The 19,083-nt window shown below is 35.4% G+C and carries 14 protein-coding genes; 9 read left to right on the top strand and 5 right to left on the bottom strand.

The window, feature by feature from the left end:
* Window positions 1–178 precede the first annotated feature (178 nt).
* The 6 genes from ACKPCA_RS19375 (at window position 179) to ACKPCA_RS19350 (ending at window position 8,205) form a co-directional block, all read left to right on the top strand.
* Complete coding sequence (locus ACKPCA_RS19375) at window positions 179–1,126, top strand: NAD(P)H-dependent flavin oxidoreductase (RefSeq protein ID WP_321280575.1); 948 nt, start codon at window positions 179–181, stop codon at window positions 1,124–1,126.
* Window positions 1,127–2,365: a M16 family metallopeptidase gene (locus ACKPCA_RS19370; RefSeq protein WP_321280574.1), complete on the top strand. Its 1,239-nt coding sequence runs from the start codon at window positions 1,127–1,129 to the stop codon at window positions 2,363–2,365.
* Between the two features lie 2 nt (window positions 2,366–2,367).
* Entirely contained in the window at window positions 2,368–3,672 is a 1,305-nt protein-coding gene (locus ACKPCA_RS19365; RefSeq protein ID WP_321280573.1) for a M16 family metallopeptidase, read from the top strand.
* A gap of 195 nt (window positions 3,673–3,867) precedes the next feature.
* A complete protein-coding gene (locus tag ACKPCA_RS19360) occupies window positions 3,868–6,126 on the top strand; it encodes a RelA/SpoT family protein (RefSeq protein WP_321280571.1) in 2,259 nt (752 codons plus the stop codon).
* A 101-nt stretch (window positions 6,127–6,227) separates the two neighbouring features.
* A complete protein-coding gene (locus ACKPCA_RS19355) occupies window positions 6,228–6,686 on the top strand; it encodes a Fur family transcriptional regulator (protein WP_054714678.1) in 459 nt (152 codons plus the stop codon).
* A 247-nt stretch (window positions 6,687–6,933) separates the two neighbouring features.
* Window positions 6,934–8,205, top strand: coding sequence for an adenylosuccinate synthase (locus ACKPCA_RS19350; protein ID WP_054714676.1), 1,272 nt, complete (start codon window positions 6,934–6,936; stop codon window positions 8,203–8,205).
* Between the two features lie 121 nt (window positions 8,206–8,326).
* On the opposite strand, the gene ACKPCA_RS19345 is transcribed toward ACKPCA_RS19350, so the two are convergent.
* The 4 genes from ACKPCA_RS19345 to ACKPCA_RS19330 all read right to left on the bottom strand — a co-directional run bounded on the left by ACKPCA_RS19345 (window position 8,327) and on the right by ACKPCA_RS19330 (window position 13,867).
* On the bottom strand, window positions 8,327–8,956 hold the full coding sequence (locus ACKPCA_RS19345; RefSeq protein ID WP_321280570.1) for a hypothetical protein: 630 nt from the start codon (window positions 8,954–8,956) through the stop codon (window positions 8,327–8,329).
* 207 nt (window positions 8,957–9,163) lie between these two features.
* Complete coding sequence (locus tag ACKPCA_RS19340) at window positions 9,164–10,528, bottom strand: MFS transporter (protein ID WP_321280569.1); 1,365 nt, start codon at window positions 10,526–10,528, stop codon at window positions 9,164–9,166.
* A gap of 257 nt (window positions 10,529–10,785) precedes the next feature.
* Window positions 10,786–12,225, bottom strand: a complete 1,440-nt coding sequence (locus ACKPCA_RS19335) for an MFS transporter (protein ID WP_054714667.1) — start codon at window positions 12,223–12,225, stop codon at window positions 10,786–10,788.
* A 262-nt stretch (window positions 12,226–12,487) separates the two neighbouring features.
* Window positions 12,488–13,867: an MFS transporter gene (locus ACKPCA_RS19330; RefSeq protein WP_321280568.1), complete on the bottom strand. Its 1,380-nt coding sequence runs from the start codon at window positions 13,865–13,867 to the stop codon at window positions 12,488–12,490.
* A 275-nt stretch (window positions 13,868–14,142) separates the two neighbouring features.
* Between ACKPCA_RS19330 and ACKPCA_RS19325 the strand changes: the two genes are divergently transcribed.
* From ACKPCA_RS19325 to ACKPCA_RS19315, 3 genes are all read left to right on the top strand, one after another.
* On the top strand, window positions 14,143–15,561 hold the full coding sequence (locus tag ACKPCA_RS19325; protein ID WP_321280566.1) for a nicotinate phosphoribosyltransferase: 1,419 nt from the start codon (window positions 14,143–14,145) through the stop codon (window positions 15,559–15,561).
* Between the two features lie 38 nt (window positions 15,562–15,599).
* On the top strand, window positions 15,600–16,718 hold the full coding sequence (locus ACKPCA_RS19320) for an alanine racemase (RefSeq protein WP_321280565.1): 1,119 nt from the start codon (window positions 15,600–15,602) through the stop codon (window positions 16,716–16,718).
* A 154-nt stretch (window positions 16,719–16,872) separates the two neighbouring features.
* Complete coding sequence (locus ACKPCA_RS19315) at window positions 16,873–17,322, top strand: DUF2062 domain-containing protein (protein ID WP_321280564.1); 450 nt, start codon at window positions 16,873–16,875, stop codon at window positions 17,320–17,322.
* A gap of 95 nt (window positions 17,323–17,417) precedes the next feature.
* Here ACKPCA_RS19315 and ACKPCA_RS19310 read toward each other — a convergent pair whose 3' ends face one another.
* Window positions 17,418–18,893, bottom strand: coding sequence for an aminoacyl-histidine dipeptidase (locus ACKPCA_RS19310; protein WP_054714654.1), 1,476 nt, complete (start codon window positions 18,891–18,893; stop codon window positions 17,418–17,420).
* Window positions 18,894–19,083: the final 190 nt, after the last annotated feature.

The following is a 19,083-nucleotide window of genomic DNA, read 5'->3' as shown; positions in this document are numbered from 1 at the left end:
GAATAAGAGAATAAAAAGCTTCATTACCAATACTTGTATGCTTAAAATCATACTTCAACATCTTATTCTTATCAAGAATTTTTCTAAATTTGCAATCAAACAAATCATCTAATAAGGCACAAGAAAAATACAATGCTCTTGTGTCTTTTTTGCTTGTATACTAATAGAATAAAATATAATGACAAATAGAATTACATCTCTTTTTGGAATAGAAATTCCTCTTGTGCAAGGGGGAATGGTGTGGTGTTCGGGTTGGAAATTGGCATCTGCTGTAAGCAATGCAGGTGGTCTTGGTTTAATTGGAGCAGGATCGATGCACCCGGAAACTTTCAAAGAGCACATTCAAAAAGCAAAAGCTACCACTTCTAAGCCATTTGGTGTTAATGTTCCATTGCTTTATCCTGAAATGGATAAAATCATGAACATTATCATTAAGGAAGAAGTGAAAATTGTATTCACCTCGGCCGGAAGTCCTAAGAAATGGACACCTTTTTTAAAAGAGCATGGAATTACTGTTGTTCATGTCGTATCAAGCGCATTCTTCGCTAAAAAATGTGAAGATGCTGGAGTTGATGCTATTGTTGCTGAAGGATTTGAAGCTGGCGGGCACAATGGCAGAGAGGAAACAACAACAATGGCACTAATCCCTTCGGTTAGAAAAGCTACGACTCTTCCTGTGATTGCGGCTGGTGGAATTGGATCAGGACAAAGCATGTTGGCCGCAATGGTTCTTGGCGCCGATGGAGTACAAATGGGAACTCGTTTTGCAGTATCCGAAGAATCTTCAGCACATATTGATTTTAAAAAATCAGTAATTGAACTGGGCGAAGGCGGAACAAAATTGGCATTGAAAAAGCTGGCTCCAACCCGCTTGGTTAAAAATCAATTCTTTGAACAAGTAAATGATGCTGAATGCAGAGGTGCATCGCAGGAAGAAATGAGAGAGCTTTTAGGAAAAGGACGTGCTAAAAAAGGCATGTTTGAAGGAAACCTGGAAGAAGGAGAATTGGAAATTGGACAAGTTTCAGCCTTGATTTCCAAAATCCAATCGGTAGAAGAAATTGTGAGTGAGATAAAATCCGAATATAAGGAAGCATTAACTGGCTTAGCCAAATTCAATATCTAAATGATAGAATTCGATAAATTTACACTTGAAAATGGATTAAGAGTCATTGTTCATCGGGATGAAACAACTCCGATGGCTGCTGTTAACCTATTATACAATATTGGTTCAAAAGATGAAGATCCTGAACGCACAGGTTTTGCTCATTTATTTGAGCATTTAATGTTTGGTGGATCTGTAAACATCCCCAATTACGATGAACCTTTGCAATTGGTTGGCGGAGACAACAACGCATGGACAAGCAACGATGTAACCAATTATTACCTTACAGTTCCTAAAGACAATTTGGAAACTGCATTTTGGTTGGAATCTGACAGAATGCTGAGTTTGGCTTTCAGTGAAAAAAGCTTGGAGGTTCAACGAAATGTTGTAATTGAGGAGTTCAAACAAAGATATTTTAACCAACCTTACGGTGATGTTTGGTTGCATTTACGCCCATTAGCTTACAAAAAGCATCCATATCAATGGTCAACAATTGGAAAATCAATTGAACAGATCGAAACTGTACAACTGGATGAAGTCAAAGCATTTTTCTTTAAGCACTATGCGCCAAACAATGCAATACTTGTGGTGTCTGGTAATGTAGAAACAGAGAATGTAAAACACTTGGCAGAAAAATGGTTCGGACCAATTGAACGTCGGGAAATTGCTGAGCGAAATCTCCCTGAAGAACCGGAACAAACTGAATTAAGAACTTTACATTTAGAACGCAATGTTCCATTCGATGCTATTTATATGGCTTTCCACATGGGAAAAAGAATTGATGATGAGTTCTACTCTACCGATTTGGTTTCTGATGTTTTATCAAATGGTCAATCATCTAGAATTTTTCAGAAACTGATAAAAGAAAGAAACTTGTTCTCTTCTATTGATGCATATCTTACTGGTGATTTTGAACCTGGACTATTTCTGGTAACTGGCAAATTAAGCGAAGGAGTTTCTTTTGAAGAAGCTGAAGCTGCAATTTGGGAAGAATTAAATAAGATTGCCACAGAAAAGGTTACTGATTACGAATTGCAAAAGGTTAAAAACAAGATTGAATCGAGTCTTGTATTTTCCGAAATCAGCTACTTAAACAAAGCTATGAATCTTGCGACACACGAACTACTTGGCGATGCGAATGATATCAACACCGAGGTAGAGAAATATCGTAAAGTAAGCATTGATGATATACTAAACACATCAGCAAAACTTTTCAGAAAAGAGAATTGTTCGACTTTATATTATCACGCAAAAAAATAGGAATGGAAAAATTATATAGAAATACTGCTCCTGAGTTTAAAACTGTTGATAGTATAGAAATTCTTGGAGATAAAAGATATACCCTGAGCAATGATATTCCAGTACATGTAATTAATGGAGGAAGTCAGGATGTATTAAAAATAGAATTCATTTTTGATGCTGGAATATGGTATCAAAACTCACCTCTTGTTGCAAGCATGGCCAACAGTATGCTTAACGAGGGAACCAGCAAGTACAATGCTGCTGAAATTGCAGAAAAGTTCGACTTTTATGGAGCATACATTGGTTTTTCTGCGGCCAAACACGATGCAAGTGTTTGTTTGTACACATTAAACAAATACCTTTCGGAGACTCTGGAAATAACCGAAAACCTAATTAAAGATTCCATTTTCCCACAAAAGGAATTTGAAACTATTCTTTTGAATAAGAAACAGAGATTTCAAATTGAACATCAAAAAACAAATGTGCTTGCAAAAGATGAGTTCAGTAGCCTAATCTATGGAAAACAACATCCTTACTCGAATATTTTTGATGAATCAGAGTTCGATAAATTAGATATCAATACGGTTAAAGAATTCTATAAAACGCATTACATTCCTGATAACTGTAAAATTATCATTGCAGGAAAAGTAGATCAATCTGTTATCAACAAATTGGAAGAGTTGTTTGGTAAAAAAACTTGGCCCCAAAAGGATCATTTGATTGATGCAAAACACGAGATCCAATTATCAAAGGAAAATAAAAGCTTTGTATGTAAGGATGATGCCGTGCAGGCTTGTATTCGTATAGGTCGACCTATTTTCAACAAAACGCATAAAGATTATACCACACTACATCTTTTCAATTTAATTCTTGGAGGATATTTTGGTTCACGCTTGATGCAAAATATCCGTGAAGACAAAGGATATACATATGGAATTAATTCCATAATCATCTCTCATTTAAAAGGAGGACACTTTGTAATTGTAACCGAAGTTGGAAGTGATGTTTGCAAAGCAGCAATTGATGAAATCTTTAAAGAAATTAAAAGATTAAGAGAGGAATTGGTATCAAACGAAGAGTTGAATTTGGTTAAAAATTACATTTCTGGTGAAATGCTTCGTAATCTTGATAGTCCGTTTGCTCTTTCAGAAAGTTTGAAAGGAAACCTACCTTTTGGACTAGATAACTCTTACTATCAGAACTTTATAAAAGAATTAAAAACGGTTGACGCTGCAAAAATTAAGACCATTGCAAACAATTATTTTCAAGAAGAAGATCTTAAATTAGTTGTTTGTGGTCCAGAAGATTGCAGAAATTCAATCTAAAAAATTATGGTTTTTAACAAACAGATTAAATCATAGGATAAATTATAAGCAATTTGGCTTAAAAGACATTTTAATGAAGGTTTACGCAGAAAATAGCACAATTTTAAGCCTACCAAAGCATTAAAAAATAATTAGATTTCGCTACATTTAAAGATTACAACTAAAATTAACAAAGAAGAGAACTCAAGTTTATTTATGAACGTTGAAACCGAAAAAGATAAACAATTAGTGCTTGATGCTTATGAAGCTCTTTTGAAAGACTGTAAAAGAAGTCGTACAGAAGAGAGCCGTAAGATGATTGAAAAAGCTTTCCATTTTGCATGGAAAGCTCACAGAGGTGTGCGAAGAAAATCAGGAGAACCATATATATTACATCCAATTGAAGTTGCTCATATTGCTGCCAAAGAAATGGGACTTGGCACAAAATCCATTGTTGCAGCTTTACTTCACGATGTGGTTGAAGATACAGATTATACCGTTGAAGACATTGAAAATCTGTTTGGCGAGAAAGTCTCTCAAATCGTTGATGGCTTAACCAAAATTAAAGGTGTTTTTGATCAGAGTACATCAATGCAAGCGGAAAATTTCAGAAAAATGCTTCTCACCTTATCAGATGACTTACGTGTAATTCTGATAAAAATGGCAGATCGCCTGCATAACATGCGAACCTTAAACTCCATGCCATTGCGCAAACAGATGAAGATTGCCGGTGAAACTCTTTTTCTTTTTGCTCCTTTAGCTCATCGGATGGGATTATATACAATAAAAACCGAACTTGAGAATTTAAGTTTAAAGTATGAGCATCCTGATGATTACAACTTAATTCATGAGAAAATAAAAGAACAGGAAGTCAAACAAGCAAAACTTATTGAGCAAATTATTGCACCAGTTGAAGTAAAGCTAAAAGACAATAGCATCCGATGTTCCATAAAAAATCGTCCACGTTCCATCTACTCCATTTGGACCAAAATGCAAACACAAAATGTTAGTGTGGAGGAAATTTATGACATGGTTTCGGTTCGTGTTGTTTTTAAACCTGAAGAAGGCATTCCTGAAAAAAATCAGTGTTGGAATATTTACTCCCTGATTACTGATATCTATAAGCCAAAACCTGAACGCATTCGCGACTGGGTTAGCACTCCAAAAGCAAATGGTTACGAAGCCTTGCATGTTACCGCAATGGGACCTCAAGGCAAGTGGGTTGAATTCCAAATTAGAACAGAGCGAATGGACGATATTGCAGAAAAAGGATTTGCTGTTCATTCTAAATACAATACTGAAGGTTCAACCGATTCGGAACTTGATAAATGGCTAAACGATGTGAGAGAAATTCTCGATAATCCCGAAGCCGATGCAATGGCATTTTTAGATGAGTTTAAACTAAATCTGTTTTCTCATGAAATTCAGGTTTTCACACCTAAAGGTCATATTAAAACTCTGCCTAAGAATGCTACCACCCTAGATTTTGCATACGAAATCCATACGGATATTGGCAACAAGTGTATTGGCGCTAAAGTAAATCATCGATTGGTTCCTCTTAGCCATGTGTTGAAAAGTGGCGATCAGGTGGAAATTCTTACCTCTGAAAAACAATCACCCAAACACGAGTGGACTGAGTTTGTTGTTACAGCAAAAGCCAAATCAAAAATAAAGGCAGCCTTTAAAAAAGAGAGGAAAGAATATACGAGCAAGGGAGCAAGAATGTTAGAAGATCATCTTTTGGAAGTTGGCCTTCAGTTAAATGCGAAAGCTCTCCGTAAAATGCTTGAGCACTATAAGCTATCTGGTAAAGAAGAATTATTCTATAAGGTTGGTATGGGCAAAATCGATATCAACGACATAGAAGGTGTTGTTCGCAGAAAATCGCGCAGTAAATTCATTAAATATTGGAGACTTAACTTTTTTGGAAACAACACAAAAGAGGAACTTGAAGAAGAAGAACCAGTAGAAGAAACTGTTAAGGATGAGAAGCCGACCATTGACAAGAAAAAGACTTTTATGCTTAGTGAAATGGCTGCCAATGAGTCTTACAAAATTGCCACTTGCTGTAAGCCTATTCCTGGTGATGAAGTACTTGGTTATTTAGATATGGCCAATAATGTAACCATTCATAAGCGCAAATGTCCGAATGCCTTAAAACTCATGTCAAGTCAAGGAGATCGTATTTTAGCCGCCGATTGGACCAGTCACAGATTAATGTCTTTCCTTGCTGTTATCGAGCTTTCAGGTATTGATAAGATTGGAATTGTAAACGAAGTAACCAACATTATTTCCAAAGATCATGATGTAAATATGAGATCGCTTCACTTCGAAAGTCACGATGGAGTTTTCGAAGGATTGATTCACCTTTACGTGCACAATACCGAAGACCTTAACAATCTCATCGTGAAACTCATTAAGATCAAAGGCCTTGATAATGTGAAACGTATCGAAAATATCGAAGAATATTCCTAGTGAAAATTTATTCTAAATAACATTCTATTTCTAAAAAAAATTACTATTTTAGACCCATTATTTTAAATTAGATTAGATAACACCTAGGTTATTTTTAAGATATGAGCAACGAGGACACCAAAGAAATTGTTAAGAAGATGTTTACCGAATATCTTCAGAAAAAGGGACACCGAAAGACCCCTGAAAGATATGCTATTTTAGATGAGATCTACTCACGAGAAGGCCATTTCGACATTGAATCGCTTTATATTTTTATGAAAAATAAAAATTATCGCGTAAGTAGAGCAACTCTTTATAATACTATAGATTTGCTTCTAGATTGCAAGCTGGTAATCAAGCACCAATTTGGTAAAAATATTGCTCAATTCGAAAAGGCTTACGATAGCAATAAACACGATCACTTAATATGTACTCGATGTGGAAAAGTATTAGAATTCTGTGATACAAGACTTGATGATGTTAGAAGAAATGTATCTGATGATATGGACTTCAAGGTTTCACACCATTCTTTATACATCTATGGAACTTGTCAGGAATGTAGAAAACTAGAAAACAACTAGATTTATCAACAATCATATTTCTCTAAAAACCTCTTAAAGCAAGAGGTTTTTTTGTATCTGTACATTTTATCAACAAGCTAAATTTTCTTCAAAGCCATATCAAAATAATTACTACCTTTGACTGTTAAAACTTGTAACCATCCTTCAAGATTTAACAACAAATCCGAACCGTTTTATAAATCCGAAAAAAATAAGAATTCGGTCCGGTAAATTAGATTATAAGATTTAAATCAAATTATTAGACAAAATGAAAGTTGATGTGCTTTTAGGCCTCCAATGGGGAGATGAAGGTAAAGGAAAAGTTGTGGATGTACTAACCCCAAAGTACGATCTTATCACCCGTTTTCAGGGTGGACCAAATGCAGGACATACCTTAGAATTTAACGAGATAAAACACGTTTTACATACTATCCCATCTGGAATTTTCCGTGATGATAAAATCAATGTAATTGGGAATGGTGTTGTTATTGATCCTGTAATCTTTAAAAAGGAGATTGAAGGAATTAAAAAATTGGGTATTGATTTGTCTAAATCTTTATTCATTTCTAAGAAAGCACATCTAATATTGCCATCTCACAGAATTCTTGATGCTGCTTCGGAAGCTGCCAAAGGAAAATCGAAAATCGGTTCTACTCTTAAAGGTATTGGTCCAACTTATATGGACAAAACTGGTAGAAATGGGTTAAGAGTTGGTGACATTAACAGTAACTTTAAAGAAAAATACGAACTTCTGGTTGCTAAGCACCGTCAGATGCTTGACAAATTCTATGAGTTCGACTATGATATTTCAGAGTACGAAGCAGAATGGTTCGAAGGAATTAAAGTTCTTAGCGAATTCCAACACATCGATAGCGAACAATTCCTAAACGACGCATTAAAAGAAAACAAATCAATTCTTGCGGAAGGTGCTCAAGGTACTTTATTGGATATTGACTTTGGTTCATACCCATTCGTAACATCTTCGAATACTGTATGTGCTGGTGCTTGTACTGGTTTAGGTGTTGCTCCTAACAGAATTGGTAATGTTATCGGTATTTTTAAAGCTTATTGTACTCGTGTTGGTATGGGACCATTCCCTACTGAATTGTTCGACGAGGACGGACAAAAATTAAGAGACAATGGTAACGAATACGGATCTACAACAGGTCGTCCAAGACGTTGTGGCTGGTTAGATTTGGTTTCTTTAAAGTACTCTATCATGATTAATGGAGTAACTGAATTAACCATGATGAAATCAGATGTAATGGATGATTTTGAAACCGTTAAAATTTGTACTTCATACAAAGTAAACGGCAAAGAAGTAGAGCACGTTCCTTACGAAATGACCGAAGATATTGAGCCAGTTTATACTGAATTTAAAGGATGGCAAACTGATATGACTTCAATGACTCACGAAAATGAATTCCCAGAAGAATTTAATGCCTACATTGATTTCATTGAGAAAGAAACAGGAGTTCCTGTAAAAGTTGTTTCGGTAGGTCCTAACCGAGCACAAACAATTGACAGAATGATTGACTAAGATCAATATATATTGCATAAAAATCCCGCCAAAAAGCGGGATTTTTTTATACTACACGAACAACCTGAAATTGTCCGACAAATCGATTCAATATTAATTCCCGGATGATTTGAATTTCGGTCTATCTATTTACCAAATAATTCGTTCGATTTTTAAACTGCTCATTAGTTAGGTTTACACTAAAGGTTCCATTGCTGATGTCCTTGTATTCACTTGTCTTCACAAATTTCAACTTACCAGTGCCTTTTAGAAAAATTCGTCCCTCAAAGCTTCCGTATAATACATTATTCTCAAATCCAGTTAGTGTAAGTTTAATCTTGTCTTTCTTTACATTGCCCTGATATTCACAAACTCCAGTCTTATTACAAAAATATCTTTCCCTTTGTACCTCTTGTTCATTATACCAGGATACATAACCCGATTCATCAAATTCACCACGAACTACATGAGGAAACTTAATATTATTCAAGTCAATCCCTTGTACTCCAATACTAATTTCTTCAGCAATATCCAGACAATCACTGTTTGCAATTAATCCTGTCAGGTAGATTGTTTTATTCTCACGGTTCCAAACACCTTCGCAATTCTTCATTTCTACACAGCAATTGTCATTTCCTATAAACTCCATGCTAATTTGATTATCGTATTTATTGTTTATCAATTTGGAATTTATTCTTGATGTATTCGATACTGTAGAACAGGAAACAAATGAGAACAATGTTATAGCAGCATAAATTAGTCGTACTTTCATAAGGTAGATTTTTATTTTACAGATGCATCTTTAACAAAAAGGTTGCGAGCAATTCTAAGCTTTGTCTACTAATAAAACGAAGATGTAGAATATTACCCTACTCAAAATTCATTGTTCCTTATTATATTTTATTCAATAGACTAAATTTCAGACACAAAAAAAAGCTGTCAAATCATTGACAGCTTCGTTTTCTATATTGAAATATCTCTATTTACTATTCGAGGGCAACTCTAAACCGTATCCTGAGACCTTATCTTCTCGCTTCAACAAAAGAGCAAAGACAAATCCAACAATTCCCAGACAAGAAAACATGATCATCGCATAAGTATAATCTAAACTTTCTGTCCCTATAGGATTTGTTCCATCTAAAATCATTCCTGCTAAAATTGGAAAAGCCCAAAGACCTAAGTTCTGCACTGAGAACATGAAACCATATGCTGATCCAATTCTCTTTTCATCAATCATTTTAGCAACAGAAGGCCACATTGCTGCTGGCACTAACGAGAATGCTAAGCCCAAAACCACCATCATAACATATGGAGTAACTGTGGTAAAAGCAAAAGTGAGATGTACAATTGTTAATATTAATGAACCATATATCATCAAGGATGCTGCCTTCCCATACTTATCTACAAAGAATCCAAAGATAGGAGTAAACAACATGGTTCCTAGTGGCATCATAGCTGCAATATCACCACTTTGGATTTCAGTTAAACCGAATTTGTTTTTAAAGAAATCTGCTGAAAATGCAAAAAATGGAAACACTGCTGAATAAAAGGTCAAACACAAAAGTGTAACAAAAATAAACGATCGATTTGTAATCAATTTTCCAAGATCTGAAAACTTAAATGGATCGGATTTAGATTCAAGTGTACTTTTCTCAACTTGCTTGTCCAACTTCAGGTCGAACATCATATAAATCAAAAATACAAGAAGTGCTGTAGTTACAAAGAAAGCTGCAAACCATGTTGCCACAGTCCACCCAGCTTCAGCATTAATCAATCTAGGTGAAAGCATTAATGCCAACATAGAACCTGTTCTAGCCAAACCTAGTTTTACACCAAATGCCAAAGCAAGCTCTTTTCCTTTGAACCATTTTACAATGATTTTACTAATTACAACAATACTGGTTTCCGCCCCTAAACCAAACAAGAATCGACCCAATAACATCATTTTTAGCTCTGGTGAATATCCAGGCATAAAAGATGACATAAAAGCGTAGCCTAAACCTTCATTGCGGTACATATCACTGGCTCCATAAGCAGTAAGCAAAGCTCCTAATGCCATAAATGCGATAAACATGAATCCAGTTCTACGAATGCCAAGTTTATCAAGTATTACTCCCCCAAAAACTGCCATCAATAAAAAAACATTGGGCACAGAATATACCGAGACAAACAGACCAAAATCGGTACTATCGAATCCAAGCTCTCTGGTTAAGGTTGATTTTAATGGTGATAAAGCATCGTAGAAATAATAATTTGCTGCAAGAACAAATCCGACTGTAAGCAACATTGCCCAACGAGTAAAAGGATTATCTCGCAAGGAGGTTTTTAAAGCTTCTGTATTCATTAGTTTAGTGTTAGTTATAAGAAGCACCGAAAATACAAAAGCTTTTTCATATGGCATAATAAATAGTCTACCTTAGATTAAGGTATTAAAATACCCTGGCTTGGGGTATTAGGCTAATGCAATGAGCATCCTTAGGCTGATACAGTCTCTATTATTAGGCTAATGCAGTTTCTATTCTCAAAATCACAATAATGGATAAAAAGAAAACCGCCTTAAACATAGCGTTCAAGACGGTTTTAAACAATATCTTAATTCACTTATTTCTGAATGTTTGGTAATTCAAGACCGTAACCTTGCTTCTTGTCTTCCGCTTTCAATAGGAAACCAAAAATGGTAGCAAGAATCGTTAATCCTACAAAAATCAACCAGGTTGAAGAATAATCAAACATTGGAATCTCTCCGATTTCTCTTAATCCCTGAACCTTGGCAGAAATTTCGTTAGCAGGTACACCTTCTGCTCTGAAGTTTGCAATTGCAGTTTCAATTTTCTCGTTTACACCTGGATTGGTTTTATCCAAAACAACACCTAAAAGAATTGGAACTAACATTAAACCAATATTCTGTACATAGAAAATCAAAGCATAAGCCGATCCCAATTGTTTCTCTGGGATAATTTTTGGAACCGATGGCCACATTGCCGAAGGAACCAATGAGAAAGCAATTCCTAAAAGGATTACGGCAGCAATAGCAACCCAAGTTGCAGTAAGTGCAGGTAAATAGAAAATGGTATGAACAATTACAAGCAGCACAGCTCCTAAAATCATAATAGAAGCACCTTTACCTAATTTATCGTAAACAAAACCAAAAAGAGGTGTTAACAGGATTGTACCAAATGGCAAAATAGATGGAATATCACCTGCTGTTGAAGGATCAATACCAAACTTATTCACCATCAAACCTGATGAAAATTTATAGAATGGGAATACTGCAGAATAGAATAACAAACAAAGGATAGCAATGTACCAAAAACCTTTGCTCTTAATAATTAATCCAAGATCAGCAATTTTAAATGGTTCCTCTTCTTCAGCCTCATCCTCTATTTGCTTATCCAATTTCACATCCATTACACAGTAAACAATGAAAAGAATTAATCCAATACAAAGTGCCAAAGTACCAACCAAAACAGCTGTAGGAATACTAAAAGCATCTGCTAAACGTGGTGATCCAAACAATGCAAGAAATGATCCTAAACGAGCCAATGCCATTTCTGTACCCATAGCCAAGGCCATCTCTTTTCCTTTGAACCATTTTACAATGATTCTTGATACAGTGATACCAGCACCTTCGGCACCAACACAGAATACAGCAAAACCCGCAGCTGAAACAAAAACTCTAGCATCAATTCCAATAATTGTAGCGCCCATTTCAAAGTTATGAGCAAATGCATAATACTTTATAGTAGCACCAATAATCATTACCAAACCAGATCCTACTGCGGTAAATTTAATACCCATTTTATCCAGTACAATACCTGCAAATATCAACATGAATGCAAATACATTCAGATATCCCTGAGCACCTGTAACCAATCCCCAGTCGGTACCACTCCATCCGTAAGTACTTTGAATTAGTGTTTGAAGAGGAGAAAGCACCTCCATAAAGGTATACGCAATAAGCATGGTTACCGAAACGAGAATTAACACAAACCAACGGGCACCTGCGTTTTCTCTCAACGTCTTTTTAATAGCGTCTGTCATTATTAAAATTTTAGGGTTAAACTTTTATTAATCATTTTAGTAGCCCACTAAATTAAGATTAATGACTTAAAAAACAAATGACTGAATTCATGATAGAACATGAGGTACAAAAAAAGTCGCCCATTAGGCGACTTTCATAATATGTTTGATTGGTACCAAAAGATTTTTAAATACCCAGTAATTGCACTGCATTTGTTACTAGATTGTAATTCTCCATCAGCACTATTCCAATTTTTAATATTTAATCAGAAATGGTATCAAATTATTTCTGAATATTTGGAAGATCCAAACCATATCCTTTCTTGGTGTCGATTGAACGTAGGAAGAAAGCAACAATAAGAGCTGCAATACCACATCCTACCATTAAGGTCATCGAATCGGTATAGTTAAGAGCTTCGCCTTCAACTAATCCTTTGTTCGACTGATCCAATACATATCCTAATAACATAGGGAACAACATCAAACCAACATTCTGAATCATGAAGATCATTGCATAAGCAGAACCTAAACGAGATTCAGGAATAATTTTTGGTACTGATGGCCACATTGCAGCAGGAACGAATGAAAATGCAAATCCCAAAACAACCATTGCAACAAATGCAAAAGCAGTGTTTCCTGGTAGGTAAGCAAAAATTACGTGAGAGAAAATCAATAACAATGATCCTAACATCATGATACTTGCTGATTTTCCTTTTTTATCCATATATGCACCAAACACTGGAGTCAACACCATGGTTCCAATTGGTAGAAGTCCAACAATCATTCCCGAAAGTTCTTCAGCAAAACCATATTTCTGCACCATCAAATCGGGAGCAAACTTGGTAAATGGGAAAACTGCCGAATAGAATAATACACAAAGTAGTGCAATCAAGATAAATCCAGGATTCTTGAACAACAAGAATACATCCGATATTTTAAATTCATCTTCCGAAGATTCAACTGAATCATCAGCAGCAACCTCAACATCTAATTTCTTGTCCATCATGTTATGCACAAAAAATGCCAACAAGCCGATAATTAAAAGAATTACTCCAAATGCCAATGGACGTGTAATGATTTTATCAGCACCCGTCATCCATGGTGAAGCAGAGAATGCAATTAACATACCTCCACGAGCACAAGCCATTTCTAATCCCATTGCCAATGCCATTTCTTTTCCCTTAAACCATTTTACAATGATACGAGAAACAGTAATACCAGCAATTTCAACCCCTACACCAAACAATGAATATCCAATCATAGCCATCTTAAGTGAAGGTGGGTAATCTGTCAAAAATGAATCTAAAAATGCATATCCTATACCTCCATTATTGAACGTATCAGTCATTGCATAATAATTAAAGAATGCTCCAACAATCATAACTCCAACAAAGAAGGTTCCTGTAAAGCGAATACCAGCTTTATCAAGAATAATACCTCCGAAAATTAACATCAAACAGAATACATTTAATGCTGAATAAGATCCTGCAAATGTACCATAAGCTGAATTAGACCAGCCCATTTGATCTCTCAACATTCCTTGTAAAGGTGACATGATGTCTGTAAAGAAATATCCGGTAAGCATCAAAAAAGATACTGTAATTAAAACAAACCATCTGGCCGATTTAGAATCTCTAATAGATTCTTTTAATTGCGCAGTCATTACCATTTTTATAAGTTTTTGTTGTTTAATTTTTTAAAAGGTTGCTAATTTAGGATTAATACAGATAGTAACAAATTACCTCAAAACATTTTTAACTTATCTATATTGATTCCACATTTCAGGTTTGTAAGGCAGATAATCCCTATATTTGATGTGATTTTTATTTAATTAAATCTGATGAAACGAGTAAGATTAAAATAATTATTAAATATATAAGACAATGATTATTTTAATCTTGCGGCTTACATCCGACAACAAAATGAAATTATAAACGGATGAACACTTTAACAGGAAATGCTGGCTTATATACTGATTATTATGAGCTAACCATGGCACAAGGTTATTACTTAAGTGGTAAAGAACAAGAACAAACAGTTTTTGATTACTACTATCGAACGAATCCATATAAAGGCGGATACCTTGTTTTTGCCGGCCTTCACGATCTTTTGAAAATATTACAAAACTTCAAGTATGATGATAAAAACATTGAGTTCTTAAGAAAGTCTGGTTTACGAGAAGAGTTTTTAAACTATTTGAAGGATTTTAAGTTTAATGCCAGCATTTATAGTGTGCGCGAAGGTGAAATTGTATTTCCCAATGAACCAATCGTTCGTGTAGAAGGAAATATTATTGAAGCTCAGCTAATTGAAACGCTTCTACTTAACTATTTGAACTTTCAATCGCTAATAGCAACCAAAGCGTGTCGAATAAGAAATGTAATTGGAGAGAAAGCTTTCGCTGATTTTGGTTTGAGAAGAGCTCAAGGTTTGGGAGGAATTCATGCTTCACGCGCTGCAGTAATAGGAGGTGCAGATAGCACATCCAATGTCTACAGCGGGTTCAATTACGATATTCCCGTAAGTGGAACTCAAGCTCATGCATGGGTACAAAGTTTTGAGGATGAATTGGAAGCCTTTAGAAAATATGCAGAAATAAATCCAACAAGTACTGTTCTTCTTGTAGACACTTACAATACATTAAAATCAGGCATTCCGAATGCAATCATTGTAGCAAAGGAATTAGAAGAAAATGGAAATAAACTAATCGGCATTCGATTAGACAGCGGTGATTTGGCCTATTTGAGTAAAAAAGCCAGAAAAATGCTTGACGATGAAGGTTTGGACTATGTTCAAATTTTTGCTTCAAATCAGTTAAATGAATACGTGATTAAAAGTTTGAACGAACAAGGAGCAAGAATCGATGGTTATGGCATTGGAACCGAATTGGTAACAGGAAAGGATACAGGCGCTTTGGATGGAGTGTACAAATTGGTTGAAAACAATGGAATTCCTCGTTTGAAAATATCTGAGAATATTGAAAAAATAACAATGCCTGGAAGAAAGAAATTGATACGATATTTCGATCAGGATGGGAAGTTTTTCAGAGATGGAATTTTGCTTGCTAATGAAGAAGCAGCAAACAAAATTTACCATCCATTTCATAAAGACAAAAATACTGAAGTTACCAACTTTAGAGCCGAAGAGTTGACCCAAAAGGTAATGGAAAAGGGGGAAATTTTAATTGAAAATAAAACACCAGGAGAAATCAATGCATACCTAAAACAGAGATTTAATCAATTGCCAGACGAGCACAAACGCTTTATCAGTCCACACATCTACAAGGTTGGAATATCTGAAAACTTGCTCGATTTGAGAGACGGTATGCTTAAAAATATCAGAGCAAAAATTAAATAGATTTTAAACCTGTATTACTTTCACTAGACAAAGACCTGATGAATAAATTAGACTCAAAAATAATTCGCCCAACCTTATTGTTAGACAAGCAAAAATGCATGACCAACATCGAAGCAATGATTGCCAGGGCACAAAGAGCCAATGCACGATTGCGTCCGCACTTTAAAACTCATCAATCTGCTGAAGTAGGAAATTGGTTCAAAGAAAAAGGTGTTGAAAGTATTGCCGTTTCGTCAATGGATATGGCAGCATATTTTGCCAATCATGGTTGGAAAGATATTACTGTAGCCATTCCTGTTAATGTTCGTGAAATTGATTTAATTAACGAATTGGCTTCAAAAATTCAATTGAATCTGGTCGTTGAATCGAGAGAAGCCATTCTCTTTTTGGAATCGGAATTGAAACATCCTGTAGGCATTTTTATCAAGATAGATACAGGCTATCACCGAAGTGGAATTCCTGCTGAAGCAATTGGATCTATCAAAATTCTCACTGATTTGATGAAGGAAACTGAAAAGTTGAATTGTAGAGGTTTCCTGGCTCATACAGGGCATAATTACAAGGCTAGCGATCAAAATGAAATTCATAAGAACCACAGTAAAACATTACTTGATTTAAATGAATTAAAGGATGTATTCCGAAAAGATATCCCAAATATCGAAATTTCCTTGGGCGATACTCCTGCATGTAGCATAAGCGAGGAATTCTACGGTGTTGATGAGCTTCGACCAGGTAACTTTGTTTTTTATGATATCATGCAATATGTTTTAGGTTCGTGCGAAGAAAACGAAATTGCAGTTGCCATGGCCTGTCCGATTATAGCCAGAAATATTGATCGAAATGAGTTGGTGATTCATGGCGGTGGCATTCACTTCTCTAAAGAATTTATTGAGGCCGATGACGAAGGAACAAAGTTGTTTGGTAGCTTGGTTCGAATAACTGAAAATGGTTGGAGTGAAATACTGGGAGGAGGTTTTTTGGCAGAATTATCACAAGAGCATGGAATTATTCGTTGCAGCGATGATTTGTTTGATCAATTCACAATCGGCGATCTTATTGGAATATTACCCGTTCACTCATGCATGACAGTCAATTTAATGAAAGATTTTCTGACAACTGAAGGGAATTGGATTACAACAATGAATAGCAAACAGTGAACCATTATAAGCTAGCAGTAAGCTGTTAAGAATAATCATTATTGAATACTTAACAATCTAATAAGGCTAGAGTAAAACCAAAGAATTTCATTTGTATTATAGCCAAACATTTTAATTTCCGATTTATTTCTTGGAAAAGAGAAATTGGGTAGATATGAATTATCAAACATACATCGAAAAATTTAGACCTTCGAGAATTAAAAAAGCAATTGTTGCAGAAATAACGGCATCCAACAATTCCAATTCAGTAATTGCTCTTTCCTTAGCATTGGGAGCATTTATTGCTTTTTCTCCAACCTGGGGATTCCAAACTGCATTGGCTTTATCGCTGGCTGTTTTGCTGCGCCTTAACAAAGTTCTGGTTTTGGTAACGGTTAATATTAGTAGCATTCCACCAATAATTCCTTTAATTCTTATTGCTGGTTATCAAACCGGAGCTTTTGTACTAACAGGACATTTTCAAACAGAAGTTCCCGATTTAATGAATTTAAAAACACTGGGTGAAAACTACTTGCAATTTTCTCTTGGCTCCTTAATTGTTGCTAGTGGTGTTGGAAGTCTTTTTTATTTGGTGATTTTCCTTCTTTTGAAAAGATTTAGGTAGATACGCAGCAAGGCTAAGTCTATTAGAAACACGATAAATCTAACGTAAAAAAGGACGTACAATGTACGTCCTTTCACATATCTGATTGCTTTTAATTATGCCTCAACAGCTTCTTTTACTGGAACATTCTTCAAAGTTTCAATTAAGAAATCATAGAATTTAGCCACAGTATCAATCTTCACTTTCTCATCTGGAGAGTGAGGGAAGCGGATAGTTGGTCCAAATGAAATCATATCCCATTTTGGATAAACAGCTCCTAACAAACCACACTCTAAACCAGCGTGAATTGCTTTAATTTCAGGAATCTTACCATACTTATCGTTATAAACTGTTTGCATGGTTTTCAAGATTGGAGATTCCATATTTGGTTTCCATCCTGGATATTCACCTTCCAATTTCACTTTTCCACCTACCATTTCGAAAGTAGAAGAAACCATTTGAGCTAAATCTTCTTTAGCTGAATTAACAGATGAACGAATCAAAGCTTGGATTATAATTACACCATTTTCACTGTAAACACGTGCAAGATTCAATGAAGTTTCAACCAATCCTGGCATATCATCACTCATGCGAATAACACCATTAGGACAAGCATAAATAGCGTTAATTAAATTCTTCTGAGATTTTTTCTTGAATACTTTCTTAGGTACATCAGTTGCTTCAGCAAAGAATGCCAAATCTGGTTCAACAGCTGACAATTCTGCTTTGTAAGTAGCTTCGAATTCAGCAATTGCAGCTAAGAATTTCTCATTGTATTTTTCAGGTACAGCAACTACTGCGAAAGACTCACGTGGAATTGCATTACGAAGCGAACCACCATCAACCGAAGCCAATTTCAGCTTAAAGTTTTTAGTAGCATACTTCAAGAAGCGGAACAATAACTTGTTAGAGTTACCACGACCAAGAATAATTTCCATTCCTGAGTGACCACCTTTCAAACCTTTCATGTAAAGCTTGTAAGCAACATGTCCTTTTTCCAACTTCTCTTCTTTGTACTTCATGGTGACATTTGCATCGATACCACCAGCACAACCTACATAAAGTTCACCTTCATCTTCTGAATCCATGTTTAAAAGGATATCACCATCTAAAACATCATTCTGAAGACCAAAAGCACCTGTCATACCTGTTTCTTCGTCAGCAGTAAACAAAGCCTCAACTGGACCGTGCTCAATATCTTTAGCTTGTAGAATAGCCATTGCAGCTGCAACACCCATACCGTTATCAGCACCTAAAGTAGTACCTTCAGCTGTTACCCACTCACCATCAATGATTGCAGTAATCGGATCTTTTTCAAAATCATGAACTGTATCAGCATTTTTCTGTGGAACCATGTCCAAGTGACCTTGCAATACAACACCTTGACGATCTTCGTAACCTGGAGTAGCTGGTTTCTTGATAATGATATTACCAACTTCATCCTTAATGGTTTCAAGACCTAAGTCCTGACCAAATTTCATCATAAAATCCTGAATCGCATCTTCGTGCTTCGATGGACGTGGAATCTGAGTTAGAGAATAAAAATTTTCCCAGATTGCTTTAGGCTCGAGGCTTAAAATTTCTTTGCTCATTATATATTTCCTCCGTTAAATTTTGTGTTTATTATTTAAGAGCACTAAAGGTAATATTTTTTGAGGAAGGCAAAAAGACTTATTGCAAAAGTGATAAGGAATTAAGTTTTTTTAAGAAACTATTGAAGCTTCAAAACCCAAATTCCAAAATCCAATTATGGAGTTTGAGATTTGGGTTCTGATATTTTAT

Source organism: Marinifilum fragile (assembly GCF_963677365.1).
In the GTDB taxonomy this organism is placed as follows: Bacteria; Bacteroidota; Bacteroidia; order Bacteroidales; family Marinifilaceae; genus Marinifilum; species Marinifilum fragile.
Note: the sequence above shows the minus strand (reverse complement) of the source record. Positions and strands in the feature narration are given on the sequence as shown.